Source organism: Streptomyces sp. NPDC034049, from assembly GCF_055575575.1.
Window position 1 is genome coordinate 76300 of record NZ_JBVISJ010000019.1, and the last position, 14241, is coordinate 90540.

13 protein-coding genes and 3 pseudogenes are annotated in these 14241 nt (G+C 69.9%); 7 read left to right on the forward strand and 9 right to left on the reverse strand.

Going from position 1 to position 14241, the window contains the following annotated elements; all coding sequences use genetic code 11:
• Positions 1-57: 57 nt before the first annotated feature.
• From ACZ52C_RS36995 to ACZ52C_RS37005, 3 genes are read right to left on the reverse strand one after another with little or no spacing between them, the layout of a single operon-like run.
• Complete coding sequence (locus ACZ52C_RS36995) at positions 58-774, reverse strand: NADPH-dependent F420 reductase (RefSeq protein ID WP_469078984.1); 717 nt, start codon at positions 772-774, stop codon at positions 58-60.
• Positions 744-1751 carry an SMP-30/gluconolactonase/LRE family protein gene (locus ACZ52C_RS37000; protein ID WP_469078914.1) on the reverse strand — a complete coding sequence of 336 codons (1008 nt, stop codon included), beginning with the start codon at positions 1749-1751 and terminating at the stop codon, positions 744-746. Before ACZ52C_RS37000 ends, ACZ52C_RS36995 begins: the two co-directional genes overlap by 31 nt.
• 44 nt (positions 1752-1795) lie before the next feature.
• On the reverse strand, positions 1796-2575 hold the full coding sequence (locus tag ACZ52C_RS37005) for an MBL fold metallo-hydrolase (protein WP_469078915.1): 780 nt from the start codon (positions 2573-2575) through the stop codon (positions 1796-1798).
• A 128-nt stretch (positions 2576-2703) separates the two neighbouring features.
• Between ACZ52C_RS37005 and ACZ52C_RS37010 the strand changes: the two genes are divergently transcribed.
• From ACZ52C_RS37010 to ACZ52C_RS37030, 5 genes and pseudogenes are all read left to right on the forward strand, one after another.
• Complete coding sequence (locus tag ACZ52C_RS37010; RefSeq protein WP_469078916.1) at positions 2704-3609, forward strand: helix-turn-helix domain-containing protein; 906 nt, start codon at positions 2704-2706, stop codon at positions 3607-3609.
• 84 nt (positions 3610-3693) lie between these two features.
• Positions 3694-4188, forward strand: coding sequence for a MarR family winged helix-turn-helix transcriptional regulator (locus ACZ52C_RS37015; RefSeq protein ID WP_469078917.1), 495 nt, complete (start codon positions 3694-3696; stop codon positions 4186-4188).
• A gap of 364 nt (positions 4189-4552) precedes the next feature.
• Positions 4553-4651 (forward strand): annotated as a pseudogene (locus tag ACZ52C_RS37020) (hypothetical protein); the annotation flags it as partial.
• A gap of 355 nt (positions 4652-5006) precedes the next feature.
• Entirely contained in the window at positions 5007-5240 is a 234-nt protein-coding gene (locus ACZ52C_RS37025) for a hypothetical protein (RefSeq protein WP_469078918.1), read from the forward strand.
• A 59-nt stretch (positions 5241-5299) separates the two neighbouring features.
• The gene (locus ACZ52C_RS37030) at positions 5300-6571 is read left to right on the forward strand and encodes an aldehyde dehydrogenase family protein (protein ID WP_469078919.1); all 1272 of its coding nucleotides are present in this window, start codon (positions 5300-5302) and stop codon (positions 6569-6571) included.
• A 46-nt stretch (positions 6572-6617) separates the two neighbouring features.
• On the opposite strand, the gene ACZ52C_RS37035 is transcribed toward ACZ52C_RS37030, so the two are convergent.
• Positions 6618-8285 carry an FUSC family protein gene (locus ACZ52C_RS37035; RefSeq protein WP_469078920.1) on the reverse strand — a complete coding sequence of 556 codons (1668 nt, stop codon included), beginning with the start codon at positions 8283-8285 and terminating at the stop codon, positions 6618-6620.
• 244 nt (positions 8286-8529) lie between these two features.
• The gene (locus tag ACZ52C_RS37040) at positions 8530-9594 is read right to left on the reverse strand and encodes a Glu/Leu/Phe/Val dehydrogenase dimerization domain-containing protein (RefSeq protein ID WP_469078921.1); all 1065 of its coding nucleotides are present in this window, start codon (positions 9592-9594) and stop codon (positions 8530-8532) included.
• Between the two features lie 72 nt (positions 9595-9666).
• Here ACZ52C_RS37040 and ACZ52C_RS37045 point away from each other — a divergent pair, with 72 nt between their 5' ends.
• Positions 9667-10167: a winged helix-turn-helix transcriptional regulator gene (locus ACZ52C_RS37045; protein WP_469078922.1), complete on the forward strand. Its 501-nt coding sequence runs from the start codon at positions 9667-9669 to the stop codon at positions 10165-10167.
• Between the two features lie 34 nt (positions 10168-10201).
• Here the strand turns inward: ACZ52C_RS37045 and ACZ52C_RS37050 are convergent, their stop codons facing one another.
• The gene (locus ACZ52C_RS37050; protein WP_469078923.1) at positions 10202-10732 is read right to left on the reverse strand and encodes a hypothetical protein; all 531 of its coding nucleotides are present in this window, start codon (positions 10730-10732) and stop codon (positions 10202-10204) included.
• Between the two features lie 221 nt (positions 10733-10953).
• A pseudogene (locus ACZ52C_RS37055) lies at positions 10954-11365 on the reverse strand (YfhO family protein); the annotation flags it as partial.
• Between the two features lie 139 nt (positions 11366-11504).
• Here ACZ52C_RS37055 and ACZ52C_RS37060 point away from each other — a divergent pair.
• Positions 11505-11942: a VOC family protein gene (locus tag ACZ52C_RS37060; RefSeq protein ID WP_037744795.1), complete on the forward strand. Its 438-nt coding sequence runs from the start codon at positions 11505-11507 to the stop codon at positions 11940-11942.
• 9 nt (positions 11943-11951) lie between these two features.
• Here ACZ52C_RS37060 and ACZ52C_RS37065 read toward each other — a convergent pair.
• Both ACZ52C_RS37065 and ilvY read right to left on the reverse strand, forming a co-directional pair.
• Positions 11952-13162 (reverse strand): annotated as a pseudogene (locus ACZ52C_RS37065) (IS110 family RNA-guided transposase).
• Positions 13163-13343: 181 nt separating this feature from the next.
• Positions 13344-14213: an HTH-type transcriptional activator IlvY gene (gene ilvY, locus ACZ52C_RS37070; protein WP_469078924.1), complete on the reverse strand. Its 870-nt coding sequence runs from the start codon at positions 14211-14213 to the stop codon at positions 13344-13346.
• Positions 14214-14241 lie beyond the last annotated feature (28 nt).

Genomic DNA, 14241 nt, shown 5'->3' on the forward strand with positions numbered 1-14241 from the left:
CGGCCCGTGGGGGTTGCGGGCTGGCAGCGGGCTACGAGGGGGCCGTGCCCGCGTGGCTCAGGGGGCGACGATCTTGATCGTGCTGGCCCAGCCGTGGCCGCCTTCTCGGGTCTGAAGGGCCATGTGCAGCAGCTGGAAGCCCTCCAGCTCGCGGGCGTGTTTGAGCGCGCCGACGTCGACCGGGTTCAGCCCGCCGGAGGTGACCAGATCGGCGACCTGCTTGCGGGCGGCCTCGTCGTCGCCGGCGATGAAGACGTCGAGCGGAGTTCCGTTCACCTCTCCGGCGACCAGGGTGGTGGCGAACGTGGTGTTGAACGCCTTCACGACCCGGGTGCCCGGCGCGACGGCCTCGGCGATCTCCTCAGCGGCGGAGGTGCCCGGGGCGACGACGAGCGCGTCGAGGGAGGCGTCGACGGGGTTGCTGATGTCGATCAGCACCTTGCCGCTCAGCCGTGCTCCGTAGGACGCGGCGAGTTGCTTGGCGGCGCCGAAGGAGACCGCGAGGACCACGATGTCCGCGGCATGCACGGCGGATTCGTCGCCGGCACCGATCCGGTCGCCGCCGTGATCCTGCCCGCGCAGCTCGTCGACGAGTTCTTCGGCCTTGCCGGGGTCCTTGGCGGTGATGGTGACCGTGTGGCCGCCCATCAGGGCGCGGGTTGAGATGCCGCGGGCCATGTTGCCCGCACCCACGATGGCGATCTGCATGGTGTTGTGGTCCTTCCTTGCGAGGTGCTTGGCCGCTAATGGGCGTGGACTCGCACCACGTTGAATGGCAGCTTCGGGTTGGCGATCTGGAACTGGAAGTTGACGACCAGCAGGTCACGCCCGTCGAACGCCGCCGTGGAGGGGCTGTGCATGCCGTGTCCGTGGACTGTGCGCACGAGCTTGGCCCGGGTGTAGTCGTGGCTCAGCTTCAGGACGCTGATCTGGCCCTCGGGGTGGTCGAGTTCGGTGACGGCGGTGAGAGTGTGGCCCCGCAGCAGCAGACCGTCGCCTGAGACGCCCTTGGCGCCGCCGAGGTCGATCGGGCGGACCTGGTGGGTGCGGAGGTCGATGCGGTAGAAGGCGTAGTCGTTGTAGTCGGCGAGCAGGACGTAGCGGCCGTTCTCGGTGACCACCAGGCCGTTGCCGTTGAAACCGTCGTTGTAGACCATCGGGGAACGGCTGAGGTCCACGCCCACGCGCAGGGGTTGCTGCACGGTCCCGCTCGTGAGCTGCGCGGCGGTGATGTGCCAGAGCGCGGGGTGGATGGAGTCGGAGATGTAGGCGTCGCCGTTGGGGGCGAGGGCCACGTCGTTGAGGAAGACGTCGCTGCGGCCGGTGCCGAACACGTGCAGCAGGGCGCGGGTGCGGGTGTCGTAGACGAAGACCTTGCCGGTGGCCCCGCCGGCGACGATGAGCCGCCCCGCGCGGTCGGTCTTCATCCCGGCGACGGAGACGCGCCCGTCCTGTCCGCCGGGCAGGAACACCTGGGTCGCGTTCTGGTGGACGTCGCCGCGGTAGATGGTGCCGTCGCTGGTGCTGCCGACGTAGAAGTAGGGCGTGCCGTGCTGGCGGGCGATGCCCTCGGGATAGGTCCTGTCGCCGGGGATCGTGTAGCTGGTGGGCAGGTGACCTCGGTGGTGCGGGACGGTGGTGTGGGAGAGGTCGGCGCCGGGGGCGGCGAGGGCCTGGGGGGCGCCGCCCAGGACGAGAAGCGAGGCCACGGCGACGGCTGCGGCGCGGGTACGGCGAAGACGAAGTGACATGACAAGTCTTCCTGAGGGGCGGGAGTTGCGGGGGAGTCGGAGGCTCAGTGACCGGTGCCGAACAGGGACCGGTTGGCGATGTCGATGATGAACGGGCCGACATGGGCGGGGTAGCGGTCCACGATCGCCTTCTTGTACGCCTCGCCGTCGTCGCCGAGCAGTTCGCGGGCGTCGGCGAGGTACTGGCGGATCCCGGCGTAGACCTCCGGCCCGGCGGGCAGGCCGTGGCCCGCGAGGACGGTGTCGTAGCCGGACTCGGCGGCCAGCGCGTCGACGGCCTGCTGCCAGCCGGTGATGTCGTTGTTGCCCAGGTAGAGGTGGACGTCGTGGTAGACGAGGTCCTGGGCGACCAGGACGCCCTGGTCGGGCAGCTTGACGAGGAGTTGGTCCGCGGCCTCACCGCCGGAGACGGCCTCGAAGACGAACGGGACGCCGTCGATGACCTCGGTGCCCGGGGTGATGTCCACACTGGAGGCCAGGTCGGTGGCCGGGACGGCCAGGCCGCTCGGCAGCTGGGCGGCGGGGCGCGCGGCGACCTGCTCGCGCACCTGGGGCAGCACATGGACCGGGACGCCGAAGCGGTCGGCGCCGTTGTAGTGGTCGGGGTGGGCGTGGGTGATGATCAGGCGGTCCAGTGGCTTGCCCAGGCCCTTGGCGTAGGCGACGGCCTCGTCGGCGTAGGCGGGGTTCAGCTGGGCGTCGATCACGACGATCCGGGCCGGGGTCTCGATCAGCTGCGTGGTGGCGTGGAAGGTGTCCGCCGGGGACATGTAGCTGTGGACGCGGACCGCGCCCTTGTCGAGGACCGTGACCGTGCCGTTCATGGGAAGACTCCTTGCGGTGGAGGCGGCCTTGCGTCGCCTTGACGACCTCCACTCTCGCCGCGAAACCGCAGGCAGACGAGATACGCTGAAGACCCTGCATGGTAAATCGAGGACATCTGGAGACTGTGATGGTTCCCCCGGGCCTGTACGGCGGTGATCCCTCCCGGGGAGGTGCGATCCCCCGGCTCGACTTCAATCCGCCCGAGGAGCGCGTCCCCGGCTTCGAGATCGTCGACCTGGCGACCCTGCACGAACGGCGCCGACGACGAAACAGCCGGCCCGACGCGGTCCATCGTGTGGACTTCCACACCCTGACCCTGATCACCGAGGGCAGCGGAGAGCACGCGATCGACTTCGTGACCCATCCCTGCCGCCCAGGAACACTGATGTGGATCCGGCCCGGGCAGGTCCAGTGCTTCGCCGACCCCGGAACCACCAACGGCACGCACCTCCTCTTCACGCCCGCCTTTCCGCCGCGCTTCAGCAGCGCCGAGAGGCTGGTGAACGAGTGGTACGGCCCCGTGTGCTGGCAACTGGGCACCGACCCTTCGTACGCCGTCCTGTCCGCTCTGCTGGGCCAGCTGCGCGCCGAGTACGATCGCGCCGCGCAGGCCGTGTCGGCGGAGATCCTCCAACTCCTGCTGGCCACCGTGCTGTTGCAGATCGACCGGCTACCCCACCCCGACGGCGGCACCGACCCCCACGCCGGCGGCGAGGTGTACGCCCGCTTCCGCGCCGAACTGGAACACTCCTACGCCACCACCCGCCGCGCCGCCGACTACGCCCACCGCCTCGGCTACACCGTCAAGACCCTCACTCGCGCCTGCGCGGCCGCCACCGGACAGCCCGTCAAACAGGTCATCGACGGCCGCGTCGCCCTGGAGGCCAGGCGGCTGCTCGCGCACACCGACGAGCCGGTGGCGACCATCGCCCGGCGCCTGGGCTTCCCCGAGCCCACCAACTTCGGCAAGTTCTTCACCCGTCACACCGGTGCGACCCCCGGCGCGTTCAGGGTCGCCCACCAGGGCCGGTAGCCAAGTCGGCAGACCCGCCGCCCAGCCGGTGCGGCATGATCGGTGGCCGGGGTGGAAGCAGAAATGGGAAGGGGCGTCAGGACCGTGGACGAGCATGCGGAGATCTCGACATCGAGCGACGCCGCGAACAACGCACTGATCCTGGCCTTCGGGCGCTTGCAAGGGGCCGCGAACCGGCTGGAGTACATCCTGGGGCGGGCCTTGGAGCTGGAGTGCGGTATCAGCCATCTGATGTTCGAGGTGCTGCTCATCCTGGGCCGGGCGGGGGACCCCGGGTCGTCCATGCGGGCCGTCGCCCAGGAGCAGGTCCTCACGACAGGTGGCGCCACGCGTCTGGTGGACCGTATGGAGGCGGCCGGCCTGGTCGAACGCGTCGAGGATCCAGCTGACCGGCGCGGAAGGCTGGTGCGCCTGACGCCGCTCGGGGAGGAGACCACGGTCTTCGCGTCCCGGATCCATGTGGAGAACATCAGGCGCTACTTCCTGGCGCCCCTGCCCGCCGAGGACCGGGACCGGTTCGCCGAGAACCTGCGCATCCTGAGTCACAGCGCACGGGACACACTGCCCCGGCTTCCCTGAGGCTGCGCGGCCCGTTCCCGGTGGGCCGCTTCCACTCGCGCCGCTGGACCGGCGACGGCCTCGACACCACGGCACTCCATCGACCTGACCTGTGTCCCTGCGACCGGGCGGACCTCAACCCCGCCGGGGGCGCCCCTGGCGCTGCCGCCCGCGGTACAGGAACAGTGGGCCGCGCGTGCCGCCCACAGTGTTCGTGTTCCCTCCGGGCACTCCCCGCACCTGTCGCATGCCGACGAGGTAGCCGACGTTCTCGTCAAGGCCGTCGCGCGGGCCTCGTCCAACAGGTCCTAGCGTCCGCACGGCTGGCTCCTGGCGTTCACCCACGCCAGGAGCCAGCCTTTCGTCACGAGACCGACAGCGCTGTGTGCTGACCACTCCGGAGCACGAACGGCGGCTGCGGGACCTCGTCCTGGCCGAGACCGGCAGCCTCGGAGTCCGCCGCGTCACCGCCACCCGCACCACGCTGCCGCGCGGCTTCGAGACCGCCGACGCCGACGGACATCCGGTACGGATCAAACTCGGTCCCATAGTGCCAAGCCCGAGCACGAGGACGTCGTGGCCGCCGCCAAGGAACTCGGCCTGCCGCTGCGGGCCGTCGCTGCCCGCGCCCTGCGCCTGCGCCTGACCGGCGACCGCCGCCCCCAACGACAGCACGAGGAGTTGGGTGAGTGACGACACCGTGGAGCAGAGTCTCCTGAACCGTATGCGGACCATCGGACCGGTCGCCGTCGCCTATTCCGGCGCTGTCGACTCCGCCCCTCGTCCTGGCCGCCGCCGTACGCGCCCTCGGCCCGGAACGCGTCCTTGCCCTCACAGCCGTGTCGGAGGGCCTGGCGGCTGGTGAACTGCCACGCGCCCGACGGCTCGCCGCCGACGTCGGGGTCACCCACCTGACGCCGCTCACCGGCGGACTGGGCCGTCCCGGATACCGGGCCAACGGCCGCGACCGCTGCTACTTCTGCAAGTCCGAGGTCCTGGACACCATCACCACCCTCGCCCACCATCGCGGCTTCCGCTACCACCGGGAGACAGACGCCGAGCGCGATTGTTGAACGATGCTACGATTCTGGCTGCCAGGTGCTGCGGCATTCGGACAGTGAGGGGAAAGCCCGTGACCAGCGACGAGGACTACCGAGCACCGGCCTCCTTGGAGGTCGTGCGTGCCTGCGCCGTCCGAGCCAAGCAGGGTGGTATCGCTCTCATGGGTGCCTCGGACGCTGAGATCGACTCGGCGCTGCGTGGCATGGCGGAGCGTCTGGGATCGGCGCAGTCGGCTCTTATGGCCGCCAACGAGAAGGACCTCGCGGCTGCCGTCTCCGCAGGTATGTCGCCCGCGTTGCAGGATCGCTTGCGACTGACCTCAGCGCGGTTGGAGGCCATGGCAGCGGAGCTGCGCACGCTGGCGGACACCGCGCACGAGCCGAGGGACAGGGTCGTGGAGGTGCGCCCGGACGGCCTCACGCTGCTGGAGCGCAGGCGTCCGGTCGGGGTCATCGGCGCCAACTTCGAGGCTCGTCCGAACGTCACGCTCGACATCGCCTCCCAGCTCCTCAAGTCACGCAACGCGGGTGTGCTGCGCACCGGATCGGCTGCGCTCGGCTCGTCCCGGGCCCTGGTGGATCTGGTGATCGTGCCGGCGCTCGCCGAGGCGGGGCTGGATCCGGACGCCATCCAGCTGGTGCCCAGCGAAGACCGCTCGGCGGCTTACGCGCTGGTGGCCCTGCCCGGGCTCATCCCGCTGGTCATCCTGCGCGGGAGCGGTGACAGCACCCGCGACCTCGGCCGTGAAGGCGCACGTCACGGTGTGCGGACCCTCGCCCATGCCGACGGCGGCGGCGTGTTGTACGTGGACTCGGCCGCCACCGAGGAAACCGCGCACCAGCTGATCATCGACAGTCTCGACCGCCTGGGCGTGTGCAACCGCCTCAATCTGCTGCTCATCGACCGGCCTGTGTATGAAGAGCGGCTGCCGGGCATTCTTCAGCTCCTGCACCGCCTGGGCATCGCCGCTTCGCTTCCCCCGCACACCCATCCGCGCGGATACGAGTGGTCACTCGACTCGGAGCGTGCGGCAACCGTGACGATCGATGCCGCCGACGGCCCGTCGGACGCGGCGCGGATTGCGAACGAGGAGACGTCTGGGCTGGCCGCTGCCATCGTGACCGACGACCAGGCCGCCGCAACCCGGTTCATCGATGCTTACGGCGGCTCCGGGGTCTTCTGGAATTCCCCCACGCGACTTCTCGACGGCTTCAAGCTGCTGCGACTGCCGGAGACCGGTATCAACATCGACCGGGTGCCCGGTCCGCGTGGGCCGGTGAGCTTCCGCGATCTGTACTTGCGGCAGTACGTGGTCGTGCCCAGCGCAGAGACTCTCGGCTAAAACCCCGGCTGAGGGTTCGTCGGGTCTATCGGGTTTCCCGTCCTTCTCATGCCCGGGCGTCCTGCCCAGTGGTGCCCGCGTCCTGGTCCAGGGATACCGGCCGCTGACGTCGTAGTGCCTCGGCCAGCGTCTGGTGTCCGGACTGCTCGGCGTGCGCGACTCGCTCGCTGGGCAGGGCGCGCTGCCACCACTCGCCGGCTGCGGTGTCGGCCGAGGCGCGCAGTTCGACCAGCACGGCGCCGAGACGACGTCGGGAGGCGTTCAGCGCGCTGGGCACGGGATCCGGCTCGGCGAGGAGGGCCGCCGTGTGTTCGCGGGCGTGCTCGGCGGCGGTGAGCGCATGCTCGAGGCGGTCGCCTGCGCGCCGGTTGGTGACTGCCAGGGCTGCGGCGAAGCCGACGAGCGTGCCGACGAGAGTGTCCGTGATCCGTCCGGTGATCAGTTGAACGGAGTCCTGGATCGAGGCGAACTCGGTGATGAGCAGGGCCATCGGGGTGACGCAGACGGTATGGAGCCAGTAGTTGGGGCCGATCAGTGCTGCGGCGGCGAAGCAGAAGGTGAGGAAGCACAGCACGAGGGTCGCCGGATGTAGGTGGGCGAACGGGACGATCGCGGCGAAGGCGAGGACGCCGATGAGGTTGCCGACGACCCGCTCAACTGCTCGTCGCCGGGTGAGCGTGAGGTTGGCCTGGTACAGGGAGGCAGCGGTGACGATGGCCCAGTACGGGCGCCCGATCCCGAGGGCGAGGGAGGCGTATCCGGCAAGCGCGCAGCCGATCGCGGTGCGCACCGCGATGGGGGCGAGCATGTGCCGGCTCCACCACGCCGCCCGGGGCGACGCGGTCATCTCGGCGTCGACGCCGAGGACTTCCTCGACGTCCGGCACCGGGTGGCCGATGCGCGGAACCGGGCCCGAGCCGAGCAGCTTGCGTGCCCACGCCTGCAGACGCTCCGGGTCCGCGTCCCCGGGGGCGGTGACGGCGGCCTCGGCGCAGGCGACGAGCCGTATGAGGGAGCGGCGTGTGAGGTCGCTTCGGGCGTCGGCGGCCAGCAGGCATTGCCAGGCGGCCTGCACAGCTGCGGCAGCGGCAGCGCGGGCCTTGGCCTGGACCTCGGCTGTGCCGCTCGCGGCGGCGTACGCGGCGGCCATGTCGAGTGCGTGGGCGGTGGCGCGACGCTCGGGTCCGTGAGGGCGCAGCAGGCCGGGGGCCATGCAGACCAGCCAGGCCCAGACACCCCCCAGCAGGGCCAGCCCGATATGGCCGGGGACCTGAGCGGGAGTCTGAGGCAGGAACAGAGTGGTCGAGCTGATGAAAGTGAGGACCACACTCGCGGGCGGGCCGATGCGGGTGGCGTCGCAGACGGCCTTCTGTACGGCGGCCATGAGAGCGCCGACAGCGACCAGGACAGCTGCGTTGGTGGTGAGCGCCGCAGTGAGCAGCGCGACGGCGAGGCCACCGACCATGCCGAGCACCACCCAAGCCAGGGCCCGATACCGGGCAGCGTAGGGGCGGTTGTGGCAGTACAGCGCGGACATGGCGCCGGCCACCGGGTACATCGCCAGGTCGAGCCTGCCCAGCACGAGCAGAGACAGAGCAGGCAGGGCGGTAGCGGCGAGCACGCTCAGCGCGGGCTTGAACCAGATGTGGGAGGGCGGGCCGAACCGCAGTATCCCGGGGAGGGCCAGGCGGCGCAGGGCCGCACTCGTACTCATCGATTCTCTCCGTGAGATTCACCGTCACCCGTAACGGGGTTCGGCGCTCGGGGGTGTCGTGCCGCGCGGTGAATGTGAGCCGAGACGGGGGGCGAACACCGCCGACTGTGAGCCTTCGCGCCGGGGGAAGCACCAAGAGCGGAACAATTCGCAGACGGTGGCGCACGAGCACGACCCGGCGGGCGAGGGCGTCCGCGGCAGAGAGGCGTCCCTCGACCGACGGGTCGGTCGTCGAGCGGAGGCGTTATCGCCCGGCAGAGGCCAGAGCGCGCTCCGCGATCCGGCTGGCGGCTGCCAGGGTGGTCATCCCCTCTTCGGTACTCCGCCGCAGGATCTCAGCGGTCGTCGACTGAATCGACCTCAGCCGGTCCCGGGACTGCTCGGGGCTCAGGTGGTGCAGTTCGACCCCGGTCCCGTACATCACTCCGCCGGCGTTGGCCACGAAGTCAGGGGCCCAGACGATTCCTGCCTTGGCGAGATCGGCGGCCACCTCGTCGGTGGCCAGCTGATTGTTGGCCGAGCCGACCACTGCGCGGCAGCGCAGCGCGGCCGCCAGCTCACTGGTGAACACTCCGCCCAATGCACACGGCGCCAGGATCTCCGTCTCCAGTGTGTAGGCGCCGTCGAGTTCCACCCACTGCGCCCCAGCCCTCTCCGCGGCTGCGCGACGGGTGAGATCGATGTCAGTTGCCCTGACCTGGGCCCCTGCGGCCACCAGGCGCCGGGTGAGTTCCTCCCCCACGGCCCCGAAGCCGACGACCACGACGTCCCGGCCGTGCAGATCGGCGGCACCCCACAGATGCTCGGCAGTGGCCAGCATCGCGTGCTCCACGCCCGCAGCCGTGCCGAACGTCGTGGCACCCAGTCCGTTCTCGGTGGTCGAGTAGCCGCCGACGTACGGTGTGCGACGACGGATGCGGAGCATGTCGGCGGTGCTGCTGCCGACGTCCGGCGCCACGTGGTACGCGCCGCCGAGTTCGTGCACCACTTCGGCCAGGTCCAGCAGCAGCCCGTCGCGCAGCGCCTCGTCCAGCTGCTGCGGGCCGCCGGGAAGCAGCGGTACGACAGCCTTGCCACCGCCCGTGCCGTTGCCGACGGCGGCGGCCTTGTACGTCATGCCCCGGCTCAGCCGAAGGCAGTCGACGAACGCGTCGCCCGGGGACGCGTAGCGGGTTATGCGTACACCGCCCACCGCGGGCCCAAGGCGGGTCGAGTGGACCGCGATGATCACAGGAAGACCGGTCCGGCGGCCTGACCGGACCACCACCTGCTCGTGATCGAGAGTTGCTTCCAGAGCTGCAGCTGACATGGAAAACCTCCATAGGTGGGCGCGACGGCTGACTTAAGGTACCTTAAGTCAGCGTCCTCGTAGAGTGGAGTGGTGACGTCATCCCTGATTGGCCTGCTGGCCGACCGCGACAGCTGGCGGTCCGAGCGCTGTTCCGCCGCTCGTGCCCTGGAGGTGCTCGGCACCCCGGCGAACCTGCTGGTGCTGCGCGAGGCGTTCTACGGCACGACGTACTTCCAGGACTTCGTGCGGGAAACCCCGCTCAGCGAGCCCGCGATGTCCAAGCGGCTCAAAGAACTCGTGGACGTCGGGCTCCTGACCCGGGTGCCTTACCAGGAAGCCGGCCAGCGCACACGGCACCGCTACGAACTCACCCCGCCCGGCGAAGAGCTCATGGTCGCCTTCTTCGCCCTCATGGAGTGGGGCGACCGGCATGCCGCCCCCGACGGCGGTCCGGTACGCCTGCGGCACCGGGAATGCGGGGCACCCGTTCACCCACGGCTTTCCTGCGCCGAGGGCCACATCCTGCCGCCGGGCGAGGTCGAAGTGGTCGCGGCACCCACCCTGCTGAGCACCGTGGCAGCCGACGACTGACCGATGCCACGAGCACCCTGCCCCCTGCCGCCAGCTATCTGTCCTGGTCAGGGCCAGTCGATGCGAGCCACCGTCGCCGGTGAAGGGGGCAAGAACCGGCATTGAGGTCGGGCGGCCCCGGGTGTGGGGTGCCTTTGATCCTCGGGTGTGGCAGTACCCGAACCACGCTGGCACCTGCGGACAACTGTCGGTGCAGCAGTCGGTTTTCCATCATCGACTGGTGCAGGGCGCCGATTTCCATCATCGACTGGTGCAGGGCGCCGACCAGCGCCTCTACGTCACCTTTGAGCTGGGTGATCTCTTCGACGTCCGCGGCCCGTAGTTCCTTCAGCCGCCGGACCTGCTGGCGCAGGCGTTTCTCGCTGTCGGGTGTCTGTCCGCGGGCGCGGACCTTGTCGTAGAAGTCGTTCTTCAGGTCGGTGTGGCGCTGAGTGAGCGCGTTGCGGGGGACTTGGGCCTCGAGAGCGAGGGCGACGATGGTCAGTGTGCCGTTGGAGTGCTCGGGGTGGTGACCGTACGCATCAGGACCGGGTTCGCCGGCACGTACTCGCGCTGTACCGCCCACTCATACAGCCGCGCGAGCGCGGCCAGTCCCCGGTTCCACCGCGCCCCGCGACCCCACAGGAAATCGAAGAACAGGCAGTAGTCGTCCGTGTAGTTGCGCTGAACAGACACCCTGTCCACCGCCACTTGGCGATCTGTCGGCACCCAGAACGTACGCCAAGCCAACACTCATCCACCCCTGCTCGATCCGCTCCAACACGCCGATCCAACAGGGAAGACGACCCGCCCGAGCAGCAGCAGACCGCCCAGCGCGCCGACGGCGGCGAGCAGGGCGAGCGGCAGGGGGAGGCACGGGTGGTCCGCTCACTGCCGCTCGCAACCACGATCACCAGCGCGAGCAGCACCCCCGCGCGCCCAGCGCGCGCGGGCCCGGAACGCCGTACGACAGGGTGTGCCGGGCGGCGATCACCAGCAGCGCGCAGAGCACGAAGGCCTGACGGTAGGAGCTGCCCTGCGGGGTGGCGAAGGCGTGCCAGAGCAGATGCGTCGGCCCCCACTGCATCGACAGGGCCACTGCCACGACCAGCAGCGTCCACCCGGCGCGCACCCGTGTCGGGGCCGCCCGGTGGAAGGGCAGGGCGAGCGCCGGCAGCAGCGCGGTGGTGCCCACGAAGACGGCCGGTTTCGACGGCCCCCTTTTTCGGTTCGCCGAATTGGAGGCCCGTGGCTCGTTGATTCCTAATGCCGTTCGTCAAGCCGCGGGGTATGCACGAGGCGGGGGCAAGGAGGTGTCGGAGCGCGGTAGTGTCCGTTTCTCCGACTGGGGAGGGCTCATGGCGACCAAGTGGAGCTTGACGATCGACTGCGCGTACCCGGGGAAGCTGGCCGCGTTCTGGGCGCTGGCGCTGGGCTATGCGGAGAAGCCCGCGCCCGCAGGGTTCGGGAGCTGGGAGGAGTGGTTCTCACATCATGAGGTTCCGGAGGACGAGTGGGATGACGGGGCGTACCTCTCGGATCCGGACGGCGCAGGCCCCACCTTGTCCTTCTTGAAGGTGCCGGAGCCGAAGGTGGTAAAGAACCGGCTGCACATTGACGTGCAAGTCGGTGGCGGCCGCGAAACACCGTGGGAGGTGCGCTGGCCGCGCGTGGTCGAAGCGGTGGAGCGGTTGACTGCCGCGGGCGCGACCGTGGTCCGCGAGGACGAGTTGCAGGGCAGGCCGGATCACGTGGTGATGGCAGACCCGGAAGGTAACGAGTTTTGCCTGGTCTGACGGGGGCCGTCAGACTGGCTGGCCCGCGTGCAGCGGGTCGCGTTCTTTCCTACACGCGGCAGCCCTTGCCAGTGGAGCTGGCTCGTAGCACCGGCGGTCGCGCAGGAGGGCCCACAGGACATTGACGTGCCGACGAGCGAGGGCCAGAACGGCCTGGGTATGGCGCTTGCCTTCGGCGCGTTTGCGATCGTAGAAACGACGGGATTCCTCGCAGTGGCGGATGCTGAACAATGCCGAGGTGTAGAAGACCCGTTGGAGTCGGCGGTTGTATCGCTGCGGGCGCCGCAGGTTCCCGCTGATCTTCCCGGAGTCCCGTGGTGCTGGGGCGACACCGCCGAAGCCAGCGAGCCGGTCGGGAGTGCCGAAGGCGCTCATGTCGCCGCCGGTGGCGGCCAGGAACTCGGCGCCGAGGATGATGCCCAGACCCGGCATGCTGGTGATCACGTCGAAGTGGTGGTGCTCGCGAAAACGGGCCTCGATGAGCTTGTCGATCTCGGCAACCTGCTGGTTGAGGTCCATCACCTCCTTCGCCAGGGTGTGCACCATCCGGGCGGTCAGCTTCTCGCCCGGCAGGCTGGTGTGCTGGCGCTCGGCGGCCTCGAAGGCACTCTCGGCCAGCTGGTCGGCGCGGTGGACCTTTCGGTTGCGGAGCCACGTCTCCAGCCTCTTGCGGCCGATCCGGCGGAAGGCAGCCGGCGTTTGATAGCCGGTCAGCAAGACGAGCGGGCCGGTGTTGGTGACGTCGAGCGCACGCTCCAGGTGAGGTGAGCACGGAGCCGGTTGATGGTGCGGGTGCGGTCGGCGACCAGGTCCATGCGCCGACCGGTGGGGATCTTCAGATCGATGACAGTCTCGTCGCCAGCCCGTAAAGGATGCAGATCACGGCGGATACGAGCCTGATCGGCAATAACAGCGGCGTCCTTGGCGTCGGTCTTGCCTTCGCCGCGGTAGCCCTCGGATGCACGGTGAATGGCCCGGCCGGAGAGATGGAGGGCCGACTGATCGTGGTTGAGGAGGATCGCGATCGCGAGGGCGGCTCCGCCGTCGGCCAGGTCGATGCCCCAGGTCACGTTGTCGCCCAGGGCGGCCAGGACGTCGGTGAGGAGTTGGAGGAGTTCGGGTTCGTCGTTGGCGACGCGTCGCGACAGCAGCCGGCGGCCGCTCTCGTCGATGGCCACACAGTGGTGATGGGTCTTACCTGCGTCGATGCCGGCCCAGATCGCGGCCGTGTGGTGCCTCCGTGCGGTGGGGTGCTGGTGCCTCCCGACGGACGACCTCGCTGTCGATTCCCTACGGAGCGATCATTGAAGGTTGTGCCGCCCACTGGAAATGAAAGCGCCAATTCCGAATGGCGCGGGAGAAGGCGAAGAGTCAACTGCCGGGGTGGTACGGAAGTCGACCTCAGGGTGATCGGAAGGTGAACCCCGCCGTCAGGCTCCACAGGGCCGCCACATGAGGTCGCCGCAGATCCGCCCTGCGCACGCACAGCCCGATCGGGAACGGCGCCGGCGGGTGCTCGGTGGGGATCACCGTGAGCCGGTCGCGGACGGCGCTGTGGTCGAGGACCAGCCGGGGGACCACCCCCGTGCCGCAGCCCAGTGCGACGAGGGCCAGCAGCGCCTCGTGGCCCTCCGGTTCGGCCGCCGGGTCGGGACAGACGCCGTGGGAGCGGAACCAACGGTCGGCGGCGTCACGGACCAGGCCCCGGTGGGGGAGGACGAAGGGGCCGTCGAGCCCGGGGTCCGGGCGTTCGCGGGCGGTGACGAACACCAGGTCCGTGGTGGCCACCGTCCGGCTGACCAGCGACTCCGGCAGCCGTGCCGGGACGCCCGCCACCGCCACGTCCGCCTCGCCCTCGTCCAGCCGGGCCAGCGCGGCCGCCGCGTCACCGGTGCGCAGATCGATGCGGACCTGGGGGTGGGCCGCACGCAACGGCGCCAGCAGCGTGGGCAGCAGCGCCTGACACGCGGTCACAGTCGCGAACACGGCCAGCCGCCCGGTGAGTTCGGCCGGGTCCGGATGCTCCTCGCGGTAGGCCTGCCACAGCTCCAGGGCCTCGGAGGCATAGGCACGGAAGCGGTGCCCCTCGGCCGTCAGGGCCACGCCCCGGGGCCCGCGGTCGAGCAGTCGATGCCCCAGCTCAGCCTCCAGCCGCTGCACCGTCCGCGTCAGGGTCGCGGGGCTGACATGACAGTCCAGGCTGGTCCGGCCGAAGTTCAGCGTCCCGGCCAGATGGAGAAACAGCCGCAGGTCGCGGTGATCGTCCCGCATGGTTGCCCACCAGGGCCTTTCTGATCCT

What these genes read in the sequence shown, in the direction of transcription:
- ACZ52C_RS37000 (WP_469078914.1), bottom strand. Translation starts at nt 1,751, where the DNA reads ATGTCACTTCGTCTTCGCCGTACCCGCGCCGCAGCCGTCGCCGTGGCC.
- ACZ52C_RS37005 (WP_469078915.1), bottom strand. Translation starts at nt 2,575, where the DNA reads ATGAACGGCACGGTCACGGTCCTCGACAAGGGCGCGGTCCGCGTCCAC.
- ACZ52C_RS37010 (WP_469078916.1), top strand. Translation starts at nt 2,704, where the DNA reads ATGGTTCCCCCGGGCCTGTACGGCGGTGATCCCTCCCGGGGAGGTGCG.
- ACZ52C_RS37035 (WP_469078920.1), bottom strand. Translation starts at nt 8,285, where the DNA reads ATGAGTACGAGTGCGGCCCTGCGCCGCCTGGCCCTCCCCGGGATACTG.
- ACZ52C_RS37040 (WP_469078921.1), bottom strand. Translation starts at nt 9,594, where the DNA reads ATGTCAGCTGCAGCTCTGGAAGCAACTCTCGATCACGAGCAGGTGGTG.
- ACZ52C_RS37060 (WP_037744795.1), top strand. Translation starts at nt 11,505, where the DNA reads ATGGCGACCAAGTGGAGCTTGACGATCGACTGCGCGTACCCGGGGAAG.
- ilvY (WP_469078924.1), bottom strand. Translation starts at nt 14,213, where the DNA reads ATGCGGGACGATCACCGCGACCTGCGGCTGTTTCTCCATCTGGCCGGG.